22 protein-coding genes are annotated in these 15,861 nt (G+C 66.4%); 9 read left to right on the plus strand and 13 right to left on the minus strand.

The window, feature by feature from the left end:
* Positions 1-362: 362 nt before the first annotated feature.
* From ACFY3V_RS08950 to ACFY3V_RS08960, 3 genes are all read right to left on the minus strand, one after another.
* Positions 363-2,480 carry an NACHT domain-containing protein gene (locus ACFY3V_RS08950; protein WP_389771541.1) on the minus strand — a complete coding sequence of 706 codons (2,118 nt, stop codon included), beginning with the start codon at positions 2,478-2,480 and terminating at the stop codon, positions 363-365.
* Positions 2,481-2,595: 115 nt separating this feature from the next.
* Positions 2,596-2,805 carry a hypothetical protein gene (locus tag ACFY3V_RS08955; protein ID WP_362901641.1) on the minus strand — a complete coding sequence of 70 codons (210 nt, stop codon included), beginning with the start codon at positions 2,803-2,805 and terminating at the stop codon, positions 2,596-2,598.
* A gap of 149 nt (positions 2,806-2,954) precedes the next feature.
* Positions 2,955-4,202: an FAD-dependent monooxygenase gene (locus tag ACFY3V_RS08960; RefSeq protein WP_389771544.1), complete on the minus strand. Its 1,248-nt coding sequence runs from the start codon at positions 4,200-4,202 to the stop codon at positions 2,955-2,957.
* 114 nt (positions 4,203-4,316) lie between these two features.
* Between ACFY3V_RS08960 and ACFY3V_RS08965 the strand changes: the two genes are divergently transcribed.
* Both ACFY3V_RS08965 and ACFY3V_RS08970 read left to right on the plus strand, forming a co-directional pair.
* Complete coding sequence (locus tag ACFY3V_RS08965; protein ID WP_362901645.1) at positions 4,317-4,841, plus strand: TetR/AcrR family transcriptional regulator; 525 nt, start codon at positions 4,317-4,319, stop codon at positions 4,839-4,841.
* Between the two features lie 284 nt (positions 4,842-5,125).
* Positions 5,126-5,248, plus strand: a complete 123-nt coding sequence (locus tag ACFY3V_RS08970) for a hypothetical protein (protein ID WP_362901647.1) — start codon at positions 5,126-5,128, stop codon at positions 5,246-5,248.
* Positions 5,249-5,312: 64 nt separating this feature from the next.
* Here ACFY3V_RS08970 and ACFY3V_RS08975 read toward each other — a convergent pair whose 3' ends face one another.
* The 3 genes from ACFY3V_RS08975 to ACFY3V_RS08985 are packed head-to-tail and all read right to left on the minus strand — an operon-like array spanning position 5,313 to position 6,660.
* Positions 5,313-5,522 (minus strand): DUF397 domain-containing protein, encoded by a 210-nt coding sequence (locus ACFY3V_RS08975; RefSeq protein ID WP_389771548.1) that lies wholly within the window; start codon positions 5,520-5,522, stop codon positions 5,313-5,315.
* A 23-nt stretch (positions 5,523-5,545) separates the two neighbouring features.
* Complete coding sequence (locus ACFY3V_RS08980) at positions 5,546-5,752, minus strand: DUF397 domain-containing protein (protein WP_389771551.1); 207 nt, start codon at positions 5,750-5,752, stop codon at positions 5,546-5,548.
* A 14-nt stretch (positions 5,753-5,766) separates the two neighbouring features.
* Positions 5,767-6,660, minus strand: coding sequence for a helix-turn-helix transcriptional regulator (locus tag ACFY3V_RS08985; protein WP_362901651.1), 894 nt, complete (start codon positions 6,658-6,660; stop codon positions 5,767-5,769).
* Positions 6,661-7,013: 353 nt separating this feature from the next.
* On the opposite strand from ACFY3V_RS08985, the gene ACFY3V_RS08990 reads away from it, so the two are divergent.
* Genes ACFY3V_RS08990 through ACFY3V_RS09000 form a run of 3 tightly spaced genes read left to right on the plus strand, consistent with a single transcriptional unit; the run spans position 7,014 to position 8,190 of the window.
* Entirely contained in the window at positions 7,014-7,484 is a 471-nt protein-coding gene (locus ACFY3V_RS08990) for an ATP-binding protein (protein WP_389771554.1), read from the plus strand.
* Positions 7,481-7,642, plus strand: coding sequence for a hypothetical protein (locus ACFY3V_RS08995; protein ID WP_389771557.1), 162 nt, complete (start codon positions 7,481-7,483; stop codon positions 7,640-7,642). Before ACFY3V_RS08990 ends, ACFY3V_RS08995 begins: the two co-directional genes overlap by 4 nt.
* 5 nt (positions 7,643-7,647) lie before the next feature.
* On the plus strand, positions 7,648-8,190 hold the full coding sequence (locus tag ACFY3V_RS09000; RefSeq protein WP_362901657.1) for an NUDIX domain-containing protein: 543 nt from the start codon (positions 7,648-7,650) through the stop codon (positions 8,188-8,190).
* A 230-nt stretch (positions 8,191-8,420) separates the two neighbouring features.
* Here the strand turns inward: ACFY3V_RS09000 and ACFY3V_RS09005 are convergent, their stop codons facing one another.
* The 4 genes from ACFY3V_RS09005 to ACFY3V_RS09020 form a co-directional block, all read right to left on the minus strand.
* Positions 8,421-8,885, minus strand: coding sequence for a hypothetical protein (locus ACFY3V_RS09005; protein WP_350945083.1), 465 nt, complete (start codon positions 8,883-8,885; stop codon positions 8,421-8,423).
* A gap of 659 nt (positions 8,886-9,544) precedes the next feature.
* Positions 9,545-9,946 carry a hypothetical protein gene (locus ACFY3V_RS09010; RefSeq protein ID WP_389771562.1) on the minus strand — a complete coding sequence of 134 codons (402 nt, stop codon included), beginning with the start codon at positions 9,944-9,946 and terminating at the stop codon, positions 9,545-9,547.
* Positions 9,947-10,180: 234 nt separating this feature from the next.
* Positions 10,181-10,948 (minus strand): hypothetical protein, encoded by a 768-nt coding sequence (locus ACFY3V_RS09015; RefSeq protein ID WP_389771565.1) that lies wholly within the window; start codon positions 10,946-10,948, stop codon positions 10,181-10,183.
* A gap of 103 nt (positions 10,949-11,051) precedes the next feature.
* Complete coding sequence (locus ACFY3V_RS09020; protein WP_389771568.1) at positions 11,052-12,209, minus strand: hypothetical protein; 1,158 nt, start codon at positions 12,207-12,209, stop codon at positions 11,052-11,054.
* Between the two features lie 143 nt (positions 12,210-12,352).
* Here ACFY3V_RS09020 and ACFY3V_RS09025 point away from each other — a divergent pair, with 143 nt between their 5' ends.
* From ACFY3V_RS09025 to ACFY3V_RS09040, 4 genes are read left to right on the plus strand one after another with little or no spacing between them, the layout of a single operon-like run.
* Positions 12,353-12,514: an NUDIX domain-containing protein gene (locus tag ACFY3V_RS09025; protein WP_389771571.1), complete on the plus strand. Its 162-nt coding sequence runs from the start codon at positions 12,353-12,355 to the stop codon at positions 12,512-12,514.
* Between the two features lie 28 nt (positions 12,515-12,542).
* The gene (locus ACFY3V_RS09030; RefSeq protein WP_344746984.1) at positions 12,543-12,881 is read left to right on the plus strand and encodes a metalloregulator ArsR/SmtB family transcription factor; all 339 of its coding nucleotides are present in this window, start codon (positions 12,543-12,545) and stop codon (positions 12,879-12,881) included.
* A complete protein-coding gene (locus ACFY3V_RS09035) occupies positions 12,878-13,354 on the plus strand; it encodes an SRPBCC domain-containing protein (RefSeq protein ID WP_362901669.1) in 477 nt (158 codons plus the stop codon). The genes ACFY3V_RS09030 and ACFY3V_RS09035 overlap by 4 nt, the downstream gene beginning before the upstream one ends.
* Positions 13,351-13,977 (plus strand): dihydrofolate reductase family protein, encoded by a 627-nt coding sequence (locus tag ACFY3V_RS09040; protein ID WP_389771576.1) that lies wholly within the window; start codon positions 13,351-13,353, stop codon positions 13,975-13,977. The genes ACFY3V_RS09035 and ACFY3V_RS09040 overlap by 4 nt, the downstream gene beginning before the upstream one ends.
* Here the strand turns inward: ACFY3V_RS09040 and ACFY3V_RS09045 are convergent.
* The 3 genes from ACFY3V_RS09045 to ACFY3V_RS09055 are packed head-to-tail and all read right to left on the minus strand — an operon-like array spanning position 13,974 to position 15,855.
* The gene (locus ACFY3V_RS09045) at positions 13,974-14,426 is read right to left on the minus strand and encodes a hypothetical protein (protein WP_389771579.1); all 453 of its coding nucleotides are present in this window, start codon (positions 14,424-14,426) and stop codon (positions 13,974-13,976) included. The genes ACFY3V_RS09040 and ACFY3V_RS09045 overlap by 4 nt on opposite strands.
* 48 nt (positions 14,427-14,474) lie before the next feature.
* Positions 14,475-15,389 carry a hypothetical protein gene (locus ACFY3V_RS09050; RefSeq protein ID WP_389771582.1) on the minus strand — a complete coding sequence of 305 codons (915 nt, stop codon included), beginning with the start codon at positions 15,387-15,389 and terminating at the stop codon, positions 14,475-14,477.
* 1 nt (position 15,390) lies between these two features.
* Positions 15,391-15,855 (minus strand): sigma-70 family RNA polymerase sigma factor, encoded by a 465-nt coding sequence (locus ACFY3V_RS09055; protein ID WP_362901858.1) that lies wholly within the window; start codon positions 15,853-15,855, stop codon positions 15,391-15,393.
* Positions 15,856-15,861: the final 6 nt, after the last annotated feature.

The raw sequence follows: 15,861 nt of genomic DNA on the forward strand, positions 1-15,861 counted from the left end.
GCGCTGTCCGCGGGCCCGGGCGGCAAGATTTCCTGGCCCGTCCTGACAGCCTCATCGCCTCCCGAGGGGCAGGCCGGTGAGCATCACCATGGGCCTGGCCTCAGCTCAAACACCGGGACCCGAGGCCGGGCCCACTGATCGTCGAAGAATTCCCCCGAGGAGCTGGATCCCGCCGTGAGAGGGGCGGCGGTTGGGGTCGCGGACAGGTGCGAAGAGAGCGATCAGAACGCGATGGCCTGGTGCCCGTCATGAGGCCGGAAGCCCGGCCTCACTGCGCGGTTCGTACTCGATCACGCGCCACTCACCGTAGTCGGGCCGTCGATCCCGGCCACCGGCGGCGACACGCACTTGGCCATTGACAGTCACAACGCGCCTCCACTCGAAGGCAGCTGATCTCTGTCGGCCATCGCTGTTAAATGGTCATGTAGTTCAGCATGTCGGAGCTGATAGAACGGGCCGACCGCACGTAGCAGGCCGAGCTGGTGCATTTCATCGAAGAACCTCACCGTGCGCACCGGCAGCTCGCCCGAGACGGCCAAGAATATGAACGTGATCCGGGACGTCAACCAGACATGCTGTGACCGCTGTGTCAGACCGGCACTGCATCCGACTATGAGCCCCAGCCCAATGTCACTCCAGATGTCTCGCGGCCCGGGGAAATATGAGAGCACCCACTCCGAGGAGATCGCCAAAACCGCCCCAAAAACCAGTGCTCCCATCAGTTGAAGTCCTACTAAAGACCGGTTGATCTTCCAGGCGGACAGGGGGGTGAGAGCGTTGGTGAACTGCGGAAGCCGATCCTCCGGCGCCTGGCCGGAATCCTTTGGCGGGGACTTGTCATGCAGTGCGAGGCCAACCCAGATGGTGAGCGTAGAAGCCACGGCTGAGAAGATCCCGGCTCCGATCCCCTGAATGGCCGTCACCCCTGCCGCCAAAGGCAGGCTCATCGTGAGAAATACGGGAGCAATGCGGCCACTGTTCTCGCGTAGCGCCGTGGTGACACGTCGCCAGATCTGTAGTCGCCTCAACTCCGGTGGCTCGGGCGTGTCGATCGATTTTCCGAACGCGAAGCCGAAACCGGCGACAAGTCCAAGTATCGGGCTCCCGGCCAGCGCGGCGGCGGCCGCGACAGGTAGTGCGTAAACAAGTACGACAACCAGCGAGACGACCCATTGAGGTGGCACTCTCAATCCGCCCTGCCGAGGTTGGTTTATCTGCCACCAGGCGAAATCGGGTTTTCCGCGTTCTGCGGCGTACGTCGCGAGCCGGACCAGCCACCGGCGTATCCGCTCGGCATCCCAGGTTCGTGGGATTTTCCGGCGAGTCGTCCCCGACAGCCTCTGGGCGATCAGCAACGCCTCGATGAGGTTGTCCATCAGGTGTGCGCGCAGCGCGGGAACATCGTCGCGGTAGACCGTGAACAGCGGGGTCGGGTCCCGGTCTTGGTCGACGTACACCGTTCGGATCAGCCACAGTCCCAACGCGGTCGAGGATATGGCCGCCAGAGCAGGCGTCGCGCCGGTCCGCAAAGCTCGCAGCAGCGTGCTCCAGGGCTGCGGGGGGTGAGGCGGGAGGCAGGTGGCCAGATAGTCGCCGACGACGTTGGGGATCAGCGTCTTAGGGGCGATGACAGCGGCGGCCCGGACCGCGCGTCGTGCGTTCATGAGGGCATCGGAATACTCGCCGGTGCGGGAGGTGATGATTACTTGATCCCGCGGGGCCAGGGTTCTGCCCAGCTGGGTGATCACTTTCGCGCGAGCGAGTTCGGGCAGCTCGTCCAGGCCGTCAAGAATGGCCAGGATATGGCCACCCGAGGCTAATATTTCGGCGGCATCGCGGCCCTGCTCGGGCATTTTCGGAGCCAGATAGTCATTCCGCAGGCGTTCTGCGATCCAATCGTGTAAGCGCGGATAGAGCTCCGTGTCCCAGTCGGCGACCGGCACCAACATCGGCACCGGCTCCGCCGGCTCGCGGGTGTCGATCAGTTGTACGAGGAGTTGAACGGCCAAGGTGGTCTTTCCTGTCCCGGCGCCGCCGGTGATGACCAGGCGACGGCGGGGCAGCCGGCGGAAGCGGGTGGCCAGCTCGGCGATGTCGTCGGATCGGCCGGTGAAGGACAGCTCACCCTCGGTGATCAGGTGCGGATGGTCCATGAGTTTGGTCCGCTGGGTGAGATGCCAGGGGACCGGAATCGGCGGATCGCCGAGAGACCGTTTCGCTATCTCGGTATTCCAGAAATCGACCACCAGCCCCGCCAGCCGCCCCTTGACCTGTGCGAGGTCCCCGGCGGCCGAGGTCGAGACGCGCGTGATCAGGCGGGTGACGTACCATCCCGCGAAGGCCAGCACCACGGTGACCACGATCCATGGCCTGCTCCACACGCCTGCGTTGAGCACTTGATTGACCGCCACGCTCAGGGCGACCGGAAGAAGGACCCCCGCCGACGACAACGCGGCGGACCGCAGCCCCGTACCCGTCATGTCATCATCTTGGCATTCCGCCGCCTTGAGAAAACCGCAAAGACAAAAACGACTGAATGCGAGAAAACCGACGTCCCACTCGATGACCCGCCCCGCCGTTCTCGCCGTTTGCGTCTTATACGGGGATGACTCTGGGGAGGCGGGGGCCGTCGTACCAGTCGGCCTTGTGCTTGCGCAGCAGCGCTTCGCCGTCGCGTTCCCAGGAGAAACGCCGCTTCTTGAGCAGCTTGCGGAAGACCTCGCTCGCCTTGCCGGGGTCCTTCGCGGCGAGGCGTTGCAGTATGCGGGGGCTGACGTCGTCGCCGCGCAGATATCCGCTGACCACCTCGCGATACCGGCCGCGGGCGATGAGCGCTGGGTCGGCGAAGACCTCCTGGAGCAGGTCGAAGTCCGGGTGGAAGCCGAGGCCGGGACGGAGGGGGCACCGATCAGCACCGAGCTCTTGGCTGATCCGGCGGTCAACCGTCGTGAAGGTCAGAGGTCAGGCGCTGCGGCGTTCTTCACAGCGGGTCCCTGCGGGTAGTGCTTCAGCGTGACCTCGTCGTGCAGTCGTGTGCCCCTGCCGCCGAAGCCGACCAGAGTGCGGGTGATCGGCGTGGGGACATGGCTGATCAGCCGCGCTCCCTGGATCAGGCCCCACAGGCCCAGGCGGGTGTCGGGGATGAGCCGTTTGGCGGCGCCGACCGCGTAGGTGCGGCTGCGCCGTACATAGTCGCCGATCTCCCGCTCGTAGGCCGGGAACGCCCGGGTGTGGTCGCCGCGGGCCTCGGCCAGCTCGCCGGCCAGGACGTAGGCGCCCACGACGGCCAGGCTGGTGCTGCCGCCGACCGCGGGGCCCGGGCAGTAGCCGGCGTCGCCGACCAGGCTCACCCGTCCCCGGGACCAGGTGTCCATGCGCAGTTGGGTGATCGAGTCGAAGTAGAACGTCGAGGCGCGGTCCAGCTCCTCGCCGAGCAGGCGGGGCACCTCCCAGCCCAGCCCGGCGAAGTGCCGGCGCAGCAGTTCCTTCTGCCGGTCGACGTCCCGGTGGTGGTAGTCGAGCTCGGCGGCGGGGCGGAACAGGAAGACCGCGCGGGCGTCGTCCATGTGCGCCCCGCCGTACACGCCCACCATTCTGTTCACGCCCGTGATCCCGTCCATGCGGTCGCGCAGGCCCAGATAGTTGGGTATCGACATGACCGCCAGGTAGGCCCCGATCCAGGTGGAGAAGCGCGACTCCGGACCGAAGGTCAGGCACCGGACGTTGGAGTGCAGTCCATCGGCCCCGATCACCAGGTCGAACCTGCGGGCGGGGCCTCGCTCGAAGGTGACGTCGAGGCCGTCGGCGTCCTCGGTCATGGAGGCGATGGAATCGCCGAAGAGGTATTCCACGTCGTGCCGGGTGGCGTCGTAGAGGATCTCCCCCAGGTCGTCCCGCATGATTTCGACGTGCCGGTCGGACACGATGCGCATCAGCTTGCCGACTTCCAGTTCGTGCGGCCGGTCGCTGTTTTCCGAGCGGAACGAGAGCCACTCGGTGCCGGTCTTCCTGGCCTGGACCGGCTTGGTCAGGCCCATCCTGTCGATGATGTCCATCGCCGGACGGAACAGGTCGACCGCGTGTCCGCCCGCTTTGCGCAGTGCGGGAGCCCGCTCGACCACGGTGACGGTGAAGCCGTAGCTGTTGAGCCAGTAGGCCAGAACAGGGCCGGCGATGCTGGCACCGGATATGAGGATCCGCATACGCCATCTCCCTACTTAACGGAAGGTAAGTCGATTACTTAACGATAGGTAAGCAGAATTCGAGGCGGAACGCAAGGTATTACTTAACGATAGGTAAGCGATACTCTTGGTTCCATGGCGAGGGCTTCGGACACCAAGATGCGCATCCAGGCGGTGGCCCGCGAGCTCTTCCTGGAGCAGGGTGTGCAGAACACCAGCCTGAAGCAGATCTCCGATCGGCTCGGCATCACCAAACCGGCCCTCTACTACCACTTCGAGTCGAGGGACGACCTGGTCAGAAGCATCATCCAGCCGCTCATAGACGAGCTGGAGACATTCGCGACCGAGCGTGAGCCCGGAGACGAGCGGCGGCTGCTCGAAGACTACTTCGAGCTCATCTGGCGGCATCGGGAGGTGTTCATGGTGATCCTGAACACGCCTGTCATGTTGGTCGAGCTCGATCTGATGGACCGGATGTGGGCGTGGCGCAAGCGACTGACCACCCTCCTGCTCGGCCCCACCCCCTCCACCGCCGCGCAGATCCACGCGACCGTGGCGCTCGGCGGCATATCGGACTGCGTGATGGAACACGCTGACCTTCCGTTCGACGAGGTCAAGACCGCCGCCGTGGAAGCCGCGCTGACCGTCCTCGCCATCTGAACCGGTGAGGGTCCTGCTGGGGCGGCCGAGTCATGTCTTCCGCGCGCACCACTGAGCCGCCGGTCTCGTTACCGCGCCCAGGCCCACCTCGCCGACCCTGATCGCGATCGGAGGCCGGCACGACACCGTGGGAGAACTCGTATCGGCCAAGGGGCGATGGCGGGGATATCCGCCCGGATGTTCGCCGACGTCAGCCGTGTTCCGAAACGGGGAAAGCCGCTTGCGGGTTCGTCGACTGCCGGTATGCCTCGATCACCTCTGCGGGGAGGCGGCCACGATCACCGATGGAGTATCCCCTGCTCTGGCTGATCGGGCCGCTGCCACCGCTGCCGGGCCTGATCAGCAAGGACCTCACCACCGACCCGGTGCACATGTACGCGGCGGTCATCCGGAACGTGAGCATGTGAGGTCCACGGTTGTTTCCGGGAAGCGCCCGTCTTGTACGACGACACACTTCCCGGGGTTCTGTGGTCAGACAGGGTTGTCGTAGTGGCCGTTCTTGATGCCGTTGATGAAGATGGTCCACTCGGTGCGGGGAAAGACGAGGGTTCCGCCGTCGCGGTTTTTGGTGTCGCGGACGGCGACGTCGTTGCCGGCGAAGGCCATCTCGACGCAGCTTGGGCCGTCGCCGCTGAGGCTGCTTTTGCGCCAGCGCACTTGGGAGAGGTCAGGTTTCCGCATCCTGTGTCCTCGGTGGGTGGGGGTTAGGGGAGGGCGTCGAGGTCGCCGTTCTTGATGTTGCCGATGAAGGCGTTCCACTCGGTACGGCTGAAGATGAGGGTGCCGCCGTCGCGGTTTTTGGTGTCGCGGACGGCGACGTCGTTGCCGACGAAGGCCGTCTCGACGCAACTTGCGCCGTCGGCGCTGAGGCTGCTCTTGCGCCAGCGCGCACCGGATAGGTTTGGCTGCATCGCGGTTCCTTCCGCTAATGATCTTCGCTTAGAGACGCGAGTAGCGCGGCTGTGTCGGCTGGACTGAGCGCTATCGCGCGAAGATGCTGACACATATGGTTATACATCTCGATATCCGATTCCTTCTCAAGGAATAGGTCGCCGGCCATGCTGTCGATGTAGACCACATCGAAGTCGTCCTCGGCGAACTTCAGGGCGATGAAGCTGCCGGGCATTCCTGGATGGGCTCCAGCGGAGAATGGGATGACCTGGACGGTGATGTGCGGGCGTCGAGCCTGCTGGGCCAGGTGCTTGAGTTGGGCACGCATGACAGAGACGCCGCCGACCTGCCGGAGCAGAGCGGCTTCGTCCAGAATCGCCCACAGGTGGAGAGGGGCGTCTCCCTCCAGAAGGGCTTGCCGCTGCAGCCGGGCGCTGACGCGATTCTCGATCTCTTCGTCGGTGGCGGCTGGCCGCACACCGCGGATCATCGCCCGGATGTAGTCCTCGGTCTGCAGCAGGCCGGGGATGAACAGCGACTCGTAGTTGATGGCCTGTTCGGCTTCTGCCTCCAGGCCGATGAGGGCGGTGTACTGGTCGGGGAGACTCGCCTCGAAGCTGTGGAGCCAGCCGCGCTGCTTGGCCTCCTTCTGCAATGCGACCAGGTCGGCGCGGCGGCTTCCGGTGGCGTTGTAGAGGTCAAGCAGCGCGTTGAGTGTCCGGAGTTGTGGCTTGGTCTTGGCCGTCTCGATTCGGTAGAGGGTTGCGAGGTTGAGGTCGGTCTTCTCGGTCACCTCGGCCTGGGTTAGTCCAGCCTCCTCGCGGAGGCGACGCAGTTCGGCTGCCAGGCGACGTAGGCGGACCGTGGGTGGCTGGCGCTTGGGCGACGACAGAGGCGCGATTCCGGTCATCTCCTCTTTCTCTCGCATCTTTAGCTCCTTTCTGGATCAAGCAGGCAATGTAAAAGCCCGGATTGCTTTTACTTTGTGTGATGGTGCATGCTCTCTCCGTAAGCATTCCAGGTGGGGTTCCCGCCGGAAGGCAAAACGAAGGATTTCCCCAGACGGCCGGGCGGACAATCTTCCCTCTCGGTGCGGCCCACCCCGTACCGGGTGCCCGCCCGGCCTCAGCGGTACGACCGGCGATACATCTGCGACGCTCCCCGGCCGTACTCCCGTAGGACCGGCGCCGTGCCCTCTCGTCCCCCGTGAGGGAGCGCGGCGTCCCCGGCCGCGAACGGCGCCGGTCCTATGTCCGACGTACTGACCAGGAGCCAGGGAAAATGACCGATGTCGCCAGCAGCACGCAGTACCTCAAACTCTCCGTCTTCCCCACCTCGCCCTACTACGCCCGGGTCCACGTCCGACGCGTACTGGAGAGCTGGCACCGGGACGACCTGATCGAGACCGCTCAGCTCCTCGTCTCCGAGCTGGTCTCCAACGCGATCACCGCGCACGCCGCGTGCCCCGAGGCCGCCAAGGCGATCCCGCACGCCGACCCGGACCAGATCTGGATGGACGTCTACCGGATGGGCGAGACCGTCGTCCTCCGCGTCTGGGACGCCAGCCCGCTCACCCCGGTCGTCCGCGATCCCCACCCCGACGACGAGAACGGCCGCGGCCTGCACCTCGTCGAGCTCCTCGCCACCGACTGGGGCTACTACCGCCCCACCCCCGGCGGCAAGATCGTCTGGTGCACCCTGGCGCTCCCACCTCCCGAAGAGCGGGAAGGAACGATCCAACCGCACCGATGAGAGAACGGCCTTCGCCGTTCGTCCTCCTGGCCCAGGACGAGAGGCTCGCCAGGATCGGAAAGCTCGCCCGTGGAGACCTCGCACCCGGTATGCATGAGGTCTCCGCGGCCGACCGCGCCGCTGTCGCGGCGATCCGGCTCTCCTACGTCAACAGGTGATCGACTTGGCCATCACGGCAGACCACATTCGCAGTGTCATCGGCGACTACCTCGACGCGTACCCCGAGGACAGGCAGAGCCTCGCCCCGGCCCTGGAACTGCTCGACGACGGCGCGGACATCACGACCCGCAAGGAGTTCCGCGGCCACGCGACCGCCGCCGCGATCCTCGCCGACCCCGACGGGCGGATCCTGCACATCCATCACCTCGTCCTGGACGGTTGGTTGCTGCCCGGCGGTCATCTGGAGGCATCCGACACCACCCTCCTGGACGCGGCCCTGCGCGAGCTCGCCGAGGAGACCGGCATCCCCACCGCCGCTGTCACCCCGGCCGGGGAGCGTCCTCTCCAGATCGACATCCACTCCATTCCCGCCAACCCGGCCAAGGGCGAGCCGGACCACCGGCACATCGACTTCCGCTTCCTCCTGCACACCACCAGTGCGATCGGTCCGCTCCAGACCGAAGAGGTCACCGCCGCCGCCTGGCACGACCCCGACAGCATCGGCGACCCCATCCTGAGACAACGCGTCATCCGGGCACTTCACTGAACCCTTCCGGCCGAGTTCGGTGGGTGCTCTTCACTCTCGTTAAGGGGCACGGATATCAGTCATGCGAACTCTTGGTGGCCCTGAAACGGAAAGGAGTCCGTCGATGAAGCGTCCTATTGCTGCTCTGGCTCTCGTTTCGGCTTGAATGGCATCGGCTTCGATGGTGGCGAGTGACGAACTTGCCGGAACAGCGCCCATTTACCGAACCGGTTCGTTCTGTTGGATCGAGGTCAGTCGTCCCACCACTTGCTTCCGCCGGGCCCGGTCTTGTTGCCGTTGGTCGCGCACTGGGTGATGCCGTCGACATTGACGCACACGCGCATCCACTTCCCCTTGTGGTAGGAGAAGTAGGTCCGGTCGCGGTAGTACGGGCCGCACTGGGTCCAGCTCTGTCCCTGGTTCTCGGAGACGTCTATCCACACCTTGTCGCCCGACTTGTAGCCGGAGGCGATGTTGCCCTGGCTGTAGTCGAAGATCGGTTCCGTGCGCAGCTGGAACACGCGGCCACGGAACGAGGTGAGGCCGTTGTTCTGCGAGGGGGTACCCGCCCCCTTGTGGGTGACCGTGGGATCCGTGGTGAAGGTGGTGGAGCCGCACGACACGGCGGCCTGAGCGGCCTGGATGCCGGCGAACGGCGCCACGGTCGCGGCCAGCAGCAAACTGCCGGCGATTGCCAGACGACGGGATGGTTTCATCTCTTCCTTCTCTCCTGCGTTTCCAATGACGGGGGAATCGATTCGGCGTGCTACCTGTCTGGTCGGGAGGCGGTTACTCGATCAAATGATCGAACGCCGGCGGGGATCCGGGAACCTGGAAGCTTCCAGGGGTGACGAGAACATGTGGAGATCAGGCAGGTGGTGCTGTCGCCGAGGATGGCAGGCGTCGCCCACTCCATGACCGGGCCGGTTCATTCGGACGTACTGATGACGAGACGGGCCCCAGGTCGGTGGGAAACAAAGAAGGAGAACTGGATATGTCGGTTCTAATGGGATTAAATCCCCGGAGTCAGGACAGTTACGGCAAGGGGGGGCGCTGAACATCAAGGCTGGAACCAGCCGCGACGCCGTTACCTTTGATATCCGGATCGGCGCAGAGCACAAGCAGCTCGTCATCAACGACGGTGGCCGTCAGTTCGCGCTCACTCCGATCAACTGCGTTGCCGACGGTCGCGCCTCATACGGTGAGGTCCGGAGCATCCAGAACTTCCGGAGCATCGACCCGGTCAAGCGGCCCGAGCGCTGGCGCACTCTTGAATGCTGAGTTGTGCTGTTCGAAGAGTGCGCCTGCGAAGCTCCGGGCGGCTGCCCGATCCATAACTGAACCTACGCCCGTACGCGCGATGATGGCCGCCGAGTCACAGTCGTCCTCCGTCCGCGTAGGACCGCCGGACCCGGTGGCCGTCATGGGTACGCCAGGAAACCCACGCTTCCATCACGTCAACCTCCAACGACTTCCGCCGGGCAGCGGTGGTCACCTCAGCCTCAGTGGCATTGGCCGAGGCCGTACCGCTGTGCAAGCTGCCGTCACTCAGGCGCCAGCCCAGCACATACCCCACAGTGGAGACGCGCTCCTGCTCACGCCGGGCTTTTCTCCTGCGCTCCACCAGGGTCAGAGTCAGCAGTCCTATGCCGGTGCCTACCGCCCCACCCCAGCTGGTCACGTTGATGGCGAACGGTACGAGCATCACGGCGCCTCCCGAGGGGTGAGTCTGCACAAGGAAAAACGGTTCCGCTTCCGCGATGGTGCCCGTCGCCACCCTGATCGGCCACCTCGCAAAGCGAACAATCAGCAGCTCGGAATCGCAAGCCTGACCCGCGATGATGCCGCTCGTCGCGAGTCAAAAGCGAGCCCCGAAGTGGTTCCAGTACGCCCGTTCGGCACTGGCCGCCCCCTTCGATCGTTCACCGAGAAAGGCCGGAGGACCCCGCATGACCGAGCGATCCAAGTACCTCGTATGCGGCACCATATCGGCGGTCGCAGCGTGGGCCGCCTATACGATGCTCCAGAACGGATCGACTCGGCTATATCTGTACATCTCACTTGTTGTATGCACGGTCGCCGCGGTGGGTTTTTTCATTGGCGCGATCGTGGCCTTTGTGACCGGCGACGATCGGTAGGGGCGGTTGTGCGGGACTGCGCTGAGTTCTGAGGCCTGCATGGTCTTCGGTTGTTCCGGGCCGCGCGCTCCCAAGTCGCCGCCGTCCCAGGCGGCAGATCCGGGCGCGATGGATTCCAGACGCAGACGACCTTCCGTAGCCGTGTCCGGCGTGTTCATCCAACGGTCGTCTGACGAACGTCTGCGGGAGCATGCGTCCGACACCGCCGCTGGTACACCGACGGCGAGCTCGCCGCCGTCCAGCTCCTGGCCACCAGCGTTGGAAACCGGTCGCCGATCAAGGCGCCGATCAGAACGTGGCCGGCCCCAGGTGGTCCGTCCACTCGCGGCGGAGAGCGTCCTCGACGTCGTCGGGGCGTCACCATGCAGGCCAGGGGCGGCGTGGACGCGGCGGCGCGCGGTGTCGTGCTCGGCGGGGGTGGCGACTCGGGCCCACAGCGGACCGCGCCAGCCGCACTCGCACACCGCGCACCAGCCGACCGCGTCCCGGCCGTCCAGCAGACCGGCCGGTTCGGCCTCGCCTTCCGGGCCCCAGTGCACCACCACGGCACCGCCTGTCTCCGAGCCCACCGAGACCCTGCCGTCTGAAAACTCGGCAGCGGCCCATCCCGCGTGTGCGTAGTCGTCGGTTTCCCAGATCATGCCCATCTCCCGATCAAGTATCAGATGTTCCCAAGCGTCAGGATCAGGCCTTGAGCGACAACGGAGCGATTCAGCGTCAGTGAGCCGACCGTTCCTGGCCGCTTCAAGGCCCGAGCCGCATTGCGCGCTTTTCGCCGACGTCCGGCCCGCTCCATGCCGCCTCCGCGCAGCGGAGGCGGGCTGCCTCGGCCGGTGTGGCGTCGCGGACCTCATAACCGCTCTGCCCGTCGTGCCCCAGGACCGTCACGACGCCGGTGACCAGCACCTTTCCGCTCATGATGTCGTGGCAGACGACGCGTCGGTCAACACCGAAGGTTTCGTGGGCAGGCCGATCGGCGTAGTCCCAGCGCCAACCCCGGTAGGTTCCACCCGGCTGCGGCTCGTACGCCTGGACGTCGGCGGTGAAGGTGACGTCGTCCGGGTTCAGGACCTCGGCGGTGTGTAGGCGCGCGGCAAGGTCTCGGGCCCGCTCCTCACGCTGCTCGGGAGCCCACTGTTCGACCGTTTCCGGCAGGTGGTGCCAGTGGCCGGCGATCTGCGGGTATTTGCTGACGAGCTCGGTCAGCCAGTGCGGCCATCCCTCGCGTTCGGCGATGTCGGGCACCTCCCGCTCCGCCATCGCCGCCTGCCACCGGTCAAAGGGCATGTCCGGCGCCAGCCCCTGGGCCGTCAGGAAGTCGGCCATGGTCATTCCCTGGCGGACGAGGTGCTTGTTCAAGGCCGCCTGCCGACGGCCGATCCGCGCCGCGGGCCAGTGCTCGGCCGTAGAGACCGGCACTTCGACCGGGCGCGCCTGCTGGCCGTCCGCCCTGTCGGGACGTGCGTGCCGGGCCGGATCGAAGACGTCTCGAATCGGCCAGAACCTGATCAGCCACCGCTCGGGCGTGCGCTCCTCCCACGCCCGTTCGAACTGCTCCTCAGAGATGAACTCCGGCGGATCCCCGCCCTTTTGAGTGTGCGCGGTGACGCCGTACAGGAAGTGCGGTGGGCCGATGATCAGTTGTCGGCTCGCCTCCTCGGCCAACGACCCCACGGTGACGAACCCGGTGCCGCCTTCGATGGTGGTGTCCTGGAGCAGGAACCACGGAGCCCCGGGATCAGAAGGCCGCCCATCCCACGCCTCCAGCCGGATGTCTGCAAGGTGATTCTCGCCGTCAGGACTTTCCAGCAGGAGATCGCCGTCGCTGCGTTCGAAGAAGACCCCCAGCTCCCCGAACTGCACCCACACCTCGTCATCGCAACCGCGCAGCAGCCACGCCATCGGACCCGCCTTCCTGCCGCCGCCCATTGATCAACGGGATCGGAGCGTAGAGGACGGCGGCGACAGAACGCAGACGGCCGGGCGTGGGGCCGGGAGAAGAAACCCCACCAGCCCGGTGGCCAAGCATCGGCACCGAGACGGCGATGGCCAAGGCCGTCGCCCTGGATCGACGACTGCTGCCCGGCGGTCACCTGGAGGACTCCGAGACCACCCTGCTGGAGGCGGCCCTGCGCGAACTCGCCGAGGCGATCCGCTTCCTCGATGTCCGGCAGCGGACCTTTGGCAATACTTTGCTCTTGCGCTAAGTATTAGGGGCGGGCAATACTTAGCCGCATGGCACAGTATTCGGCCGAGCTCGACGGTGTGTTCGTCGCTCTCGCCGACCCGACGCGGCGCGGTGTCATCCGACGCCTCGGCCGCGGTCCGACGAGCGTTGGTGATCTCGCCCGCGAGTTCCCGATGACCCTTCCCTCCTTCATGAAGCACGTGCGGACGCTGGAGGCGAACGGCCTGATCCGCACGGTCAAGCTCGGCCGGGTACGCACCTGCGTGCTCAACCGCGACCGTCTCGCCCTCGTCGACGGCTGGCTCGAAGAGCAGCGCCAGGTCTGGGAAGAGCGCACCGACCGGCTCGAACGCCTCGTCACCGATCCGAAGGAGAAACACCCGTGAACCCCGATCTCGACCTGCTCCTGCAGCGGGTCATCCGCGCTCCCCGCGCCGCGGTGTGGAGCGCGTGGACCGATCCGTCCCTCTTCGAGCAGTGGTGGGTTCCGGCGCCGACCGTGTGCCGCGTCGACCGCCTCGACGTCCGGCCCGGCGGCGCGCTCGTGACGCGAATGAGCGAGGACGGGGTCGGCTTCGTCCCGCACCTCGACGCGAGCTTCCTCGTCGTCGACGAGCTTGAGCGGATCGTGTACACGAACGCGATCGACAGCGCCTGGCGCCCCGCGAGTCCCGCACCGGTGCTCATGACAGCCGAGGTCACGCTGAGCGATCATCCGGACGGCACGGAGTACCGGATGATCGTCCGGCACGGTGATCCGGCCGCCCGTGCCCGTCACGAGGAGCTCGGCTTCTTCGACGGCGTGGGCTCGGTCGTCAAGCAGCTCGCCGTGGTCGCGGAGAGCCAGGCCGTACGGTGAGGATCGCTCTCACGGAGTTCGTCACCCTCGACGGGGTCAGCCAGGGGCCCGGCTCGCCGACCGAGGACACGAGCGACGCCTTCACCCATGGCGGCTGGCTCGTGCCCCACCTGGACGAACTCTTCGTCCGGCGTACCTCCGACTGGCTGGACCTCGCCGACGGCCTGCTGCTCGGGCGGCGAACCTACGAGGCGTTCGCCCGGGACTGGCCGCAGATCACCGACCCGGACGACCCGTACACCGCGCGGATGAACGCACTGCCGAAGTACGTGGTGACCAACACCCTCACCGAAGGGAGCTGGCATCCGACGACCGTGCTTCGCGGCGACCCGATCCAGACCGTCGGGGAACTCAAGGCACGACCAGGAAGGGAACTCCAGATCCACGGGAGTGCCCGGCTCGGCAACGCCCTGCTGGCGGCGGGCCTCGTCGACACGCTCCGGCTCGTCGTCGCCCCGGCCGTGACCGGTTCCGGACGGCGGTTGTTCGACCAGCCGAGCCGACCCGTCGGCCTTCGACTCGTCCGCCACGAGGTGACGGCGAAAGGCCTGCTACTGCTCCAGTACGAGGCCGCCGGTGCCGCCCCGACAGCGGAATACGAGGGCGTCACGGCCTTCGTCTAGCACGGTGACCGGAACCGAAAGATCTCGCTCGCTTTGCCGGGGTCCTTCGCGGCGAGGCGTTGCAGTATGCGGGGGCTGACGTCGTCGCCGTGCAGATATCCGCTGACCACTTCGCGATACCGGCCGCGGGCGATGAGCGCGGGGTCGGCGAAGACCTCTTGGAGCAGGTCGAAGTCCGGGTGGAAGCCGAGGCCGTCCTCCTCGTCGAAGAGGATCGCGACCATCCCCGTCTGAGGGAAGCCGGGATCGGGCAGGTCGGGCGGAGTCCACGGGCCGCTCTTGCTTCCGGCCCGCTCGTAGTCGTGCCGGTAGAAGGCGAGGACCTTCGCCTTCACCTCGTCTCCCGGCACGACGACCGTGTCGCTTCCGTAGAGGTCGACGAAGGGTTCGCGTTGGGCGGCTTGAAGGCGACCGGTGGCGGCGTTGAGGTGCCCGGCCGGCGGTGTCATACGGATGGGTCTCGCCGTGATCCGAATGCTTGCCCGAGGGGACGCGTGTCAGGGGCGAGGCCGGTCCAGGTTGAACGCCACGTCGGCCAGACGGATCGTGCGCACCCTCGGGTCCTTGAGCAACTCCCGCAGCTCGCGGACCGAGCTGAGCTGGTCCACATAGCCGTAGGCGAGTCCGGCTTTGGCCGCCTCGCGCAGCCGGTTCAGGGACAGATCGAAGGAGCGCAGGTTCGCGTCGTCGTGGTCACGCAGCCGGCCGACCCAGTCGCGGAACTGCGGCAGGCCGCCACCGCACATCTCTTCGGTCATGTCGCCGCTTATGCCGAGTTCCATCGGGTCGGTCCAGTAGTCGAAGCCCCAGGTGATCGGGAGGGAGCCGGGCCTGCGCTCGTACACGATCCGTTCGGCGCAGGAGCCGTGCCGCTTCGTGAACGCCTTCAGATCCGCCTCGCCGAGTGGCTGCTCGAACTCCACCACCGCGAGCGCGCTGAGGTCGGCGGGCAGCCGGGCGAGCACCGCGCGCACCTCGTCCTTGGGCGCCAGCCTGGTGCCGACGTTGAACAGGGACTGGGAAAGCCTGGTGTTGGAGGTGTGGCCCAGCGGCAGGCGTCGTACGCGGCCGAAGAAGTCCTGACCGATCGTGTGCGACTCGCCCCCGGCCGGCCAGGCTCCGACAGGTCCTACGGGACGTGCCACCACCTCGAACGACATCGACAGGGGCGAGGTCTGGCAGCAGGGGTCGATCGTCACCGTATAGGCCGGGTTGTAGATCTTGAAGGCGGTGCCGAGCACGGCCTGCATGCGGTCTTCCCGGTCGCCGCGGGTCTGCAGCAGGGACGAGCCCTCGGTCGCCGCCACCGCGAGCAGCGCCAGGACGGCCAGGACGATGGCGACCGTCCTGAAGAGTCCTCGCCGGACCGCACGCCGGGTGCGCTTGGGGTCGAAGTCTGGCAGGTCTGGCATCTCAGGCATGTTCATCGGCTCTCCCGTAGAGGTCGGCGAAAGCGGCTCTCGCCCGCCACACCGCGGTTTTGATCGAGTTGTGCGACCTGCCGGTCATCGCGGCCACCTCCACCATCGAGAAGCCCTCGAAATAGACCAGCGTGAGGAGCCGGTATTGCTGCTCGGGCAGCCGCTCCAGCGCGTCGCGAACGTCCAGTGATTCCACGTGAAGTGGCGGCACGCCCAGCTCGTCGGGATTCGGGAGGGCGAGTTCGCGGCGGCTCCTGCGTACGTGATCCACCAGGGTGTTACGCGCGATCGTGAGCAGCCACGCCGCCGCGTTCTCCCCCCGCCAGCCGAGCAGTGCCCTGGTCGCCTTGATGAACGTCTCCTGCGCCAGGTCCTCGGCGAGATGCGGGTCGCGGGTCCTGCGCAGAAGGAACCCGCACACGAGCGGCCAGTGCTCGCGGTACAGCTCCTCGATGATGTCGCC

Source organism: Streptosporangium sp. NPDC000095 (assembly GCF_042899335.1).
Classification (GTDB): domain Bacteria; phylum Actinomycetota; class Actinomycetes; order Streptosporangiales; family Streptosporangiaceae; genus Streptosporangium.